We start from the raw sequence: 9761 nt of genomic DNA, 5'->3' as shown, positions 1-9761 counted from the left end.
GGGCGGGCAACGCTGTAGCCCTCGTCCTTCAGCCGCTGGACGTCGTAGGGAATCTGCACCGACAGGAGTTCAAAGACCGCCGAGTATTCCGTCACGCTGTTCGCGGTCAACTGCGGCAGAGCGGTGAGATCACGGACGTCAGCCGGAGGCAGGTACAGCCGAGCCTGATCGGAGAAGCCGATGATCGAGAAGCGCGCCTTAGACGCAGCAAACGGCTGTTCGTGTAATGCCGCCAGCAGTTCGTCGAGCGCGTCGTTCATCTCCCCGACGTGCGGCCCCATGGATGCGCTCTCGTCAGCGACAAAGTAGATGGGCAGAACGGTGCCGAGCGTTTCCAACGTGCGATCCTCACAGTCATCCGGCAGGCGATTCCCACCCGTCTGGATCACACCCTAGTGTGTGTTGACCCGATCCTCGGATCTACCATTCGGCTGAATGAGCACGCAGCGCTTGCACACTCCGTTGTGCGATTGCCGCTACACTCCGACCTGATGAGAACTTGCACGATTGGTCTGCGGCACCGGCAGCACGAGGACACGAGGCGTCGATGAACGCGGTGCATCCGGCTGAACCTCCGGGTGGATGGCGGCGGACCGATTCTGGCGATCCGGTAGTTCCACCGGAAGATCCGCCGGTACCGGGGTCCGGGCTCGGACGAGAAGCGCTTCCGCATATTGATCTGCGGCACTTGCCGACACCGCCACGCAAGGAGACTGCGTCACCCCGAGCGCCCGCCCGGTCGGCCACGAACTCGCTGAATGACTCTGTCGAACACCAGGTCCCGACCGTCGAGGCACCCGTCGTACCGACGATCGGTGCCCAACCGACTAGTGCGACTGACTCGCGAAAATCATCTGACCTGGTGCCACTCTCAGCCCTGGCGTGCTTACTCTTTCTTCCCATCGGGCTTTTCGCGCTCGTCCTGCGCCGCCGCTCGAAGCAACTTCGGGCCTCCGGAAGCTCGGCAGCCGCGCTTGCAGAGCAACGGTGCCGGACCGTCGCGCTCGTCGGCATAACGGTCGGTCTGGCGAGCATCGTCGCGCTGCTCGCTACTGTCTCCCTCTGATCCGTATCGTTATCGCTCCTCGATCCTTCTCGCACGCTTCTCGAACCTCACCTCATCGAAGCTGTAAACGAACGCAGCGACAGCCACCGATGCAAGCGCAACAAACAACGACAGCCAGTACCCCCAGGCCATGTGGAAGCTGACGTTGGAAACGAAGCCGCCCTGCTGCGCAAGTACGAACGTGTGATCACTGCTCCAATCCGAGCGACCGACCCACGCTGCGACGACGAGCGCCGCGAGAACGAGTCCGCCGCCGGCGACTCGCATCGCTGCCGCCTCAGCGTCGCGCGCGACCATCGACCGCACTCCGAGCACGGCCGCGATCACCGCGAGCGCGACCGCCCACCCTGCGTTGTCTGACGGAATCTCGGTGATAACGTCCGTCGATGGGGTGTCGACGATGGTCCGAGCCAGCGAGAACCCCACATAGGGCTCGCCGTCGATCTTGACGCGCATCCACGGAGCCGTGAACGCCAGCACCGCGATGATCCCGGGACCGAGCAGCGCCACGAGGCGCATCCTCATCGAGACCGGCGTCTCGCCCGATGTCGTTGCGGGCACCTCCGACACAACTACCTTGGTCGCCGCAACCTCCGAAGTCTCCTTGAGTAGCGCGACCACTTGCGCAACATACTCGCCACATGTCGCACCCGGCCGGAACTCAGTTCCCGGCGTTGCGTGCTTGCGGGACGAAGCGAGAAGCGATTCTGCGCGGAGAATCTTCAGCACGAGTTGGTCGAATCCAGGAGGGCGTGTCGCGACGACACCTGACCGCATCTCTTCGAATCCGAAGATCACCGGTTCGAGCTTGCCGCCGCGCTCGTGGATACCGACATTGTCGATCGTCAATCCAGGATGGGACAACCCGCGTTCGGCCGCTGTGGTCAAGCACCGGGCGATCCGACCGACGATGCGCTGCCTGTCACGTGCGCTGAGGTCTGCATCGTCCAACCGCGTGACGTCATCCGAGCCGGAGTGCACCCGAAGGCCGTACTGATCGAAGCCGACCCCCGTCGACACGCACTGCTTCTCTGAGTCGCACGGCGCCTCCATCCGCGGGAAGTCATTGCGATGCTCCGGGGACCGGAGATACTCGCCTGCCGCAGCCGGCTCGACCGCCGACTGCTGTGGCACGAGACCCCGATCGATCCGTCCACGCACCGCTTCAGGCCGGTCTGCCGAGATTCTGCGAATCGCGATGATCAACGACGGCACCCAGTCGGCGGGCCTGGGCCGAGCTAGCGGATCGTCTGCCAACGCCTGAGTAAGTAGAGGCCGAAGACTCGATACATCGCCAGGCAGAAGGATCGGATCCCGGGCATCCTGACGACCGGTCAGCAGCCTAAGGACCAGCAACCCGAACTTGTAGGAGTCCGTCGCAACCGTGTTCAGCTGCTCCCGGGACCCGTCAATAGCAACCGGGACCGTCCATTCCGCAGTCTCCATGTATCGCCCACCGCCCGACCTCGTTACCTCGGTCATTGCGTCGCAATCGATGAAGTACACGGCGCAGTCATTCGCGCTGACATCAAACGCAAGATTCCTCGCCGACACATCTCCGGCTACGAGTCCGTTCGCATGGAGCTTCGCGAACCCCTCTGCCGCGCTGCGGAGCAACTGCAGTTGCTGATCCCGCGAGACACCAATGCCGCGATGGGCGAGGAACTCAGGACTGTTCAACAGCAATTGCATGTCGGCAAACCGTCGCGTTGTCCGCTGCCGCGCGCCGTTCCCGGTCACGTAGTCCACATGAAAGCGGTCCGGCGCCAACGGCATCAGGTACCCGACTGGCTGACCGTCCGACTCCACCAGAGCGAGTGGCCATGCGAAGCTGTCGAGCCATCTCGACCGATTCTCGGTAGACATCACCATGATCCGCGCCATCAGACGCTGCACCGAGGCGGCATCGGGCCGGGAGCAAAGACCGTCGTCACGGCCGACGCGATACTCCTTGAACGCTACCGCCCCGAGTTCCGGCACAGTCGCTCGATAGACCGTCGCTGTACCGCCATCGCCCAGCTTCTCGCCGACATACACTAACCCGCGATCAACAGTCGTCCCGAGCACCACTCACCCTCTGTTCACATTGCCGTGTGCGTCGACACTATCGCGCGCGGTCCGGTGGAGTCCGGAATGGAGGTCCCCGGGTCATTCAGCAGACAGACTTCCCTCGTTTCCGCGTACCGTGGCCAGCATGAGCCCTGCAACGTTCCCCACAGACTGGTCGACAGCCCTCGTTCTGGTGGCGCACCCGGACGATCCCGAGTACGGAATGGCGGCGGCGGTCGCCCGCTGGACGTCCGAAGGCAAGCGCGTCGTCTACGCCCTCGCCACCAGCGGTGAAGTCGGCATCGAAGGCATGCCCGCCGAGACCGCGGGCCCCCTGCGCGAGGGCGAACAGATCGCGTCGGCTGCAGTGGTCGGCGTCGAGGAGGTCGAGTTCTGGGGCTTCCCCGACAGCCAGGTGGTCAACTCGCCCGAGTTGCGCGCCAAGGTCACCGAGGTGATCGAGCGGGTGCAGCCCGAGATCATCCTGTGCACGTACGGCGGCCCGGGCTGGGGTCCCGACCGACCGAACCAGCGCGACCACATCGAGTTCGCGGCCGCGGTGATCGACGCCTACGACGAGCTTCCCGGCGTCACCGCGCAGTTCTTCTGGAACGGCCCCGCACCGACCCACGCCGTCGACGTCACCGGCTTCACCGAGAGCGCCGTCGAATCGCTGGCGTGCCACCGCGTCTACCTGGAGGTCCTGGACCCGGAGACCCCGGTCATCGACCAGGCCCGCGCCCAAGTGCAGTGGTCCACGGCACCCATCGACGGGTTCGATGCCGCCGACGCGTCCGGGTTCGAACTCATCCGCCCGAAGTAGCACCGCAAGCTCGGCGGTCGCCGCCGACGCACACTCGCTGAACAACGACACCGGGGCCGCACGCGTATCGCGTACGGCCCCGGGTTATCGATATGGCTTCGTCAGGTCAGGACGCAGCTCCCGACAGCATGTTCGGGATCAGCCCGGCCAGATTTCCGACGATCCCACCGAGCAGGTCGCCCTGCGGCAACTTGGCCGCAGGTGCCTCCTGCGGGGCGTCGACGTTGACGCCGATCGTCATCTGCGGATTCTTCGCCGGATCGAGCCACTTCAGGACCTCGATCATCTTGTCTCGCGCGATCGCGACGCAACCCCAGGTCGGCTCACCGTTGGACACGTGCAGGAACATCGCGGACGCGTCGCCCGGCGTGCGGTTCGGGTTGTGGTTGATGTTGACCGCGTAGTCGTACACCGGCCCCATGTTGTACAGGTTCTCACTGTCAGCACCCGGGCTGACGTCCGAGATGACGTGGGTGTTGTACGTCGGCGACTTCATGTTGGAGTCCCACCAGTCGCGCGGCGTGGTCTTGAAGTACTCCATCTTGGTGCCCTCGGGCTTGTCCTGACGGCCGAAGGCGACGTTGAGCGGGAAGGTTCCCTGCGGCGTCCGGTAGACGTTGTCCTGGGCCTTGCCCATGCCCTTCTCGCCGAGATCCGCCTCAGTGGGTCCGATCACCGGCACCCACTTGCCCGCGTCGTCCTTCTCGAACGCAGTGAGCGTGGCAGTCTGCGACGTCGCCACCGGCGCGGTCGCGACAATCATCTGTCGCGTCTCGGCGGCGCCGGGCACGGCGGGCGCACCGGGAGTCGTGAGCCCCTTGAGCAGATTCTCAATCAGCGTCGTCACCGGGTCGGCACCGGTCGGAGCCGGGCTCTGCGGCATCGCCGCCGCCTGTCCGACACCCACCACGAGTGCTCCCAGGAGCGCGGTCATCGCGAATCCCACTTGCAACATTCGCCTCATCAGTAACTTCAGCACCACGTCAGTCTGCCAGTCGCCGCAGCGGCTCCGCCACCCGCCGAGACCATCGTCACCTTTCCGCAACGCTCCCGTGAGCAGCCGAAACCGGCCTCTCCCCGGCCCGTCCACCGCAGCCCGATCGGGCTACCGTGGAGGCATGACTCCCGCTCCCCGATGGATCACCGACACCGACCCAGGCCACAGCGAGTGGTATATCGAACGCTTCCGCCAGATGGCCGCCGAAGGCTCCGACCTCGCGGGCGAAGCCCGCTTCATCGACGCCATGGTCGGGCGCAACGCGCGGCTGCTCGACGCCGGCTGCGGCCCGGGCCGTGTCGGCGGCTACCTGCACGCCGTCGGGCACGACGTGACCGGCGTCGACGTCGACCCCAAGCTGATCGACGCCGCCGAGACCGACTACCCCGGCCCGGACTGGCAGGTGGGCGACCTCTCCGAGCTCGACCTCCACGACGACGACGGCTCGCGCATCCGCTTCGATGCGATCGTCTGCGCGGGCAACGTCCTGGCGTTCGTCGCCCCGGAGACCGAAGCGCTCGTCTTGCGCCGACTCGCCGAGCACCTGAAGCCCGAGGGCCGCCTGGTGGTCGGGTTCCACGTCGCGAAGCTCGCCCTCGAGGACTTCGACGCCGCGCTCGCCGAGACCGAGCTGGTCCTCGACCTCCGGCTCGCCACCTGGGACATCCGCCCCTGGCACGACGACGCCGATTTCGCGGTCTCAGTGCTGCGGCACCGGTAGCGCGGGGTCGCCTGGCTGATCGAGTGCGACGCGGGTCGAGGTGGTGTTGCGCGTCGATCTCGATACGCGACAGTGCTCGCTGCGCTCGCAGGTCGCACTCGATCAGCCTGGGCGAAGTCCCGCTCGATCAGCCCGGGGGTCGAGCCGCTCGGCTCACACGCTCGCGCCGGGCGCGAACTCCTCCAGCATCTCGGTGACGAGGGCGGCGATCGGTGACCGCTCGCTGCGCGTCAGGGTGATGTGCGCGAACAGCGGGTGGCCCTTCAACTTCTCGATCACCGCGGCGACGCCGTCGTGCCGTCCGACACGCAGGTTGTCACGCTGCGCGACGTCGTGCGTGAGGACCACTCGCGAGCCCGAACCCAGCCGAGACAGCACGGTGAGCAGCACATTCCGCTCCAACGACTGCGCCTCGTCGACGATCACGAACGAGTCGTGCAGCGACCGTCCACGGATGTGCGTCAGCGGCAGCACCTCGAGCATCCCACGGTCGAGGACCTCGTCGATCACCTCGGGCGAGACCAGTCCCTCGAGGGTGTCGAACACCGCCTGCGCCCACGGCCCCATCTTGTCGGCCTCACTGCCCGGCAGATAGCCGAGCTGCTGTCCGCCCACCGCGTAGAGCGGCCGGAAGACCACCACCTTGCGCTGCGTGCGCCGCTCCAGCACGGCCTCGAGTCCCGCGCACAGCGCCAGCGCTGACTTACCGGTTCCGGCCTTGCCGCCGAGCGAGACGATGCCGACCGACTCGTCGAGCAGCAGGTCGAGTGCGACGCGCTGCTCCGCCGACCGACCGCGCAGACCGAAGGCCTCGCGGTCGCCGCGAACGAGTTGCACCTGCTTGGTGTCGGTGACTCGGCCCAGGGCGCTGTGCCCGTTGCCGAGCATCCGGAGTCCGGTGTGGCACGGCAGCTCGCGGGCCTCATCGAGATCGATGATCCCGTCGGCGAACAGGGCGTCGATCGCGGAGTCGGCGACGTCGACCTCGTCCATCCCGGTCCAGCCGGACACGACGACGTCCTGCGCGTGGTATTCGTCGGCGGCGAGGCCGACCGCTCCGGCCTTGACGCGCAGCGGCGTGTCTTTCGAGACCAGGGTGACGTCGCGGCCTTCGGCGCGCAGGTTGAGGGCGCACGCGAGGATCCGCGAGTCGTTGGTGTCGTTCCGGAAGCCCGCGGGCAGCACAGCGGGATCGGTGTGGTTCAACTCCACCTGCACGGTGCCGTCGTCGTCGCCGATCGGAATCGGGACGTCGAGGCGCTCGTGCTGCACACGCAGGTCGTCGAGCAGGCGCAGGGCTTGGCGGGCGAACCAGCCGAGCTCGCTGTGGTGGCGTTTGCCCTCGAGCTCACTGATCACGACCAGCGGCAGCACTACGTGGTGCTCCGCGAAGCGAGTGATCGCCCAGGGGTCGGAGAGGAGAACGGAAGTGTCGAGGACGTAAGTGCGGCGAGCGGGGGTGCGAGCGGTCACGTCGGGCTCCTAGGCGTCCATGCGGCCCCGCACGGACCCTCGTTGGTTGGGCAGCCGGTCGGCTCGTGCCCAGCCCGCTCTCCGCACTGGCAAGCGGTCAGCGGACCTCGGCGAGAGCCGGGGCCGACCCTCTCGCGACACCTGCGTCGTTCACGAATCGAACCTCCCGAACGAACCGCTTCCCCGCGGCCCGTTACTGCTCAACGTACGCCGCATCACATCGCCGACCCGTAAAGCCAGGGTGCGTGTCGATGAACGTTGAATGACGAGAAGGAGCAGTCAGCTTCCGAACTCCGTACATCGTGACCGCAGGCGGGCAACGATCTACGGAACACGAACGCCCACCGTCTACCTCCTCCGGTGAGGACGGTAGCGATGGGCGATTCGTTACTGATCAAGCCTGACCGGCGGCGCGCGCGAGGATCCGCTGACGCGCGGCCTCGGCTTCTTCGCTCAGCTCCTGCACGCTGTCGAGCTTCAGTTCCTGCGCGAACTTGGCGGCGATCGCCGAATCGGTCGAGACGTCCTCGAAGTCGGCGATGAAGTCGCGGCGGTCGTCGAAGTCGGCGATGTCCGAGCCGATGTGCTCGATGCCTGCGAGTGCGCGGTCGACGGCCAGGACGGTGGTCTCCTGGTCGGCCACCATGCCGGCCATCAGGAAGGCCTGGAAGGTCGCGGCCTGGACGGCGTCGTCGGTGCGCACCTTGCCCAGGATCTGCTTCAGGGTGTCGTCCTCGACGTGGGCCAGCAGGCTGTCTACAAACGCGACGCACTGGTTCTCATGGACGGCGAGCAATGCCAGCACGTCCATCGGACCGAGGTCGGCGACGGCCTCCGGGGTCTGGCGCCAACCGGCGACCACGTGGATGCGGCGGAAGTTCTCGGCCTCGACCGGATCCATCGCGCGCGTCACCACGAGGTAGTCGCGGAGCACCAGCGAGTGGCGGTTGTCCTCGGCGGTCCAGACGCCGACCAGCTGACGCCAGTCGGAGAACACCGGGAAGTGGATGGCCAGCACGCGGTGGAACGACGGCAGGTTGTCCTTCGAGAGGAGCAGTGCCAGCAGGCCGGTCGCGACGGTGTCCGAGACCTTGGAGTCGGCGGGCACGTAGTCGTCGCCGCCCAGGAAGGCGAAGTTGCGACCGAGGTCCCACGGCACCCAGTCCGACGGGGTCCACGAGATGGCGCCCTCGGCGTGCTCTTCGGAGATTTCCGGCAGCGCCTTCTCAAGCGCGTTGATCAGGTCTTCATTGCTCAGTACGGCCACGTCACCCACCCTAATCGACGGGCGGCCCCGATCGGTAACCGATCGAGGCCGCCCGTCAAGAAGGTGACGCGTTACGCGCCGGACATCAGGCCCCAGTCCTCGAGGCCCTCGTACAGCGGAAGGTCGAGGGCGAGCTTGCTGACGCGGGCGCGCAGAGCGGAGACGTCGGCCGACTTTCCGGCTGCCAGCGCGGTGCCGATGATGTCGGCGACCTCGGTGAACTCGGCGTCGCCGAATCCGCGGGTGGCCAGCGCCGGGGTGCCGATGCGCAGACCCGAGGTGACCATCGGCGGGCGCGGGTCGAACGGCACGGCGTTGCGGTTCACGGTGATGCCGATCTCGTGCAGCAGATCTTCGCCCTGCTGGCCGTCGAGGTCAGAGTTGCGCAGATCCACCAGCACCAGGTGGACGTCGGTGCCGCCGGTCAGAACGGAGATGCCCGCCTTGGCGACGTCGTCGGCCATCAGCCGCTCGGCGAGGATCTTGGCGCCCGACAGCGTGCGACGCTGACGCTCGGCGAACTCCTCGCTCGCAGCGATCTTCAGCGCGACGGCCTTGGCGGCGATGACGTGCATCAGCGGTCCGCCCTGCTGGCCGGGGAAGACGGCCGAGTTGAGCTTCTTGGCCCAGTCCTTCTTGGCCAGGATCATGCCGGATCGCGGTCCGCCGAGAGTCTTGTGGACGGTGGTCGAGACGACGTCGGCGTGCGGCACGGGGCTGGGGTGCAGCCCGGCGGCGACCAGTCCGGCGAAGTGCGCCATGTCGACCCAGAGGTGGGCGCCGACCTCATCGGCGATCTCGCGGAACGCTGCGAAATCGAGGGTGCGCGGGTACGCCGACCAACCGGCGACGATCACCTTGGGGCGGCACTCGCGGGCGATCTTGCGGACCTCGTCCATGTCGACGCGGAAGTCTTCTTTGCTGACGCCGTAGAAGGCGTTCTCGTAGAGCTTGCCCGAGAAGTTGAGCCGCATGCCGTGGGTCAGGTGGCCGCCGTGCGCCAGATCCAGACCGAGGAGCGTCTCGCCCGGCTCCATCAGCGCCTGCAGGACGGCGGCGTTCGCCTGGGCACCCGCGTGCGGCTGCACGTTGGCGAACTCGGCGCCGAACAGTTCCTTGGCACGGTTCCGGGCGATGTCTTCCACGACGTCGACGTGCTCGCAGCCGCCGTAGTAGCGGCGGCCCGGGTAGCCCTCCGCGTACTTGTTGGTGAGCACGCTGCCCTGCGCCTGCAGGACTGCGCGCGGAACGAAGTTCTCCGACGCGATCATCTCGAGCGTGTCGCGCTGACGCGACAGCTCACCGTTCATCGCTGCGGCTACATCGGGATCCAGGTCGGCGAGGGACTGGGAAAACTGGCTCATG

7 protein-coding genes and 1 pseudogene are annotated in these 9761 nt (G+C 66.7%); 2 read left to right on the top strand and 6 right to left on the bottom strand.

Annotated elements, in window-relative coordinates; translation table 11 throughout:
- Both GX543_RS17560 and GX543_RS17555 read right to left on the bottom strand, forming a co-directional pair.
- A pseudogene (locus tag GX543_RS17560) lies at positions 1-389 on the bottom strand (hypothetical protein); the annotation flags it as partial.
- Positions 390-1075: 686 nt separating this feature from the next.
- Positions 1076-3136, bottom strand: coding sequence for a hypothetical protein (locus GX543_RS17555; protein ID WP_290853794.1), 2061 nt, complete (start codon positions 3134-3136; stop codon positions 1076-1078).
- 124 nt (positions 3137-3260) lie between these two features.
- On the opposite strand from GX543_RS17555, the gene GX543_RS17550 reads away from it, so the two are divergent.
- A complete protein-coding gene (locus GX543_RS17550) occupies positions 3261-3938 on the top strand; it encodes a PIG-L deacetylase family protein (protein WP_290853792.1) in 678 nt (225 codons plus the stop codon).
- A 106-nt stretch (positions 3939-4044) separates the two neighbouring features.
- Here GX543_RS17550 and GX543_RS17545 read toward each other — a convergent pair whose 3' ends face one another.
- The gene (locus GX543_RS17545; protein WP_290853790.1) at positions 4045-4893 is read right to left on the bottom strand and encodes a L,D-transpeptidase family protein; all 849 of its coding nucleotides are present in this window, start codon (positions 4891-4893) and stop codon (positions 4045-4047) included.
- A 163-nt stretch (positions 4894-5056) separates the two neighbouring features.
- On the opposite strand from GX543_RS17545, the gene GX543_RS17540 reads away from it, so the two are divergent.
- Positions 5057-5656 carry a bifunctional 2-polyprenyl-6-hydroxyphenol methylase/3-demethylubiquinol 3-O-methyltransferase UbiG gene (locus GX543_RS17540; protein WP_290853788.1) on the top strand — a complete coding sequence of 200 codons (600 nt, stop codon included), beginning with the start codon at positions 5057-5059 and terminating at the stop codon, positions 5654-5656.
- Between the two features lie 153 nt (positions 5657-5809).
- Here GX543_RS17540 and GX543_RS17535 read toward each other — a convergent pair whose 3' ends face one another.
- The 3 genes from GX543_RS17535 to glyA form a co-directional block, all read right to left on the bottom strand.
- A complete protein-coding gene (locus GX543_RS17535; RefSeq protein ID WP_290853786.1) occupies positions 5810-7129 on the bottom strand; it encodes a PhoH family protein in 1320 nt (439 codons plus the stop codon).
- 394 nt (positions 7130-7523) lie between these two features.
- Positions 7524-8396 (bottom strand): acyl-ACP desaturase, encoded by an 873-nt coding sequence (locus tag GX543_RS17530; protein ID WP_290853784.1) that lies wholly within the window; start codon positions 8394-8396, stop codon positions 7524-7526.
- 71 nt (positions 8397-8467) lie between these two features.
- Positions 8468-9760: a serine hydroxymethyltransferase gene (glyA, locus tag GX543_RS17525; RefSeq protein ID WP_290853782.1), complete on the bottom strand. Its 1293-nt coding sequence runs from the start codon at positions 9758-9760 to the stop codon at positions 8468-8470.
- Position 9761: the final 1 nt, after the last annotated feature.

This window comes from Gordonia sp. (in: high G+C Gram-positive bacteria) (assembly GCF_012515855.1).
GTDB lineage: Bacteria > Actinomycetota > Actinomycetes > Mycobacteriales > Mycobacteriaceae > Gordonia.
The sequence above is the reverse complement of the archived record's forward strand: the minus strand, read 5'-3'. Positions and strand labels throughout refer to the sequence as shown.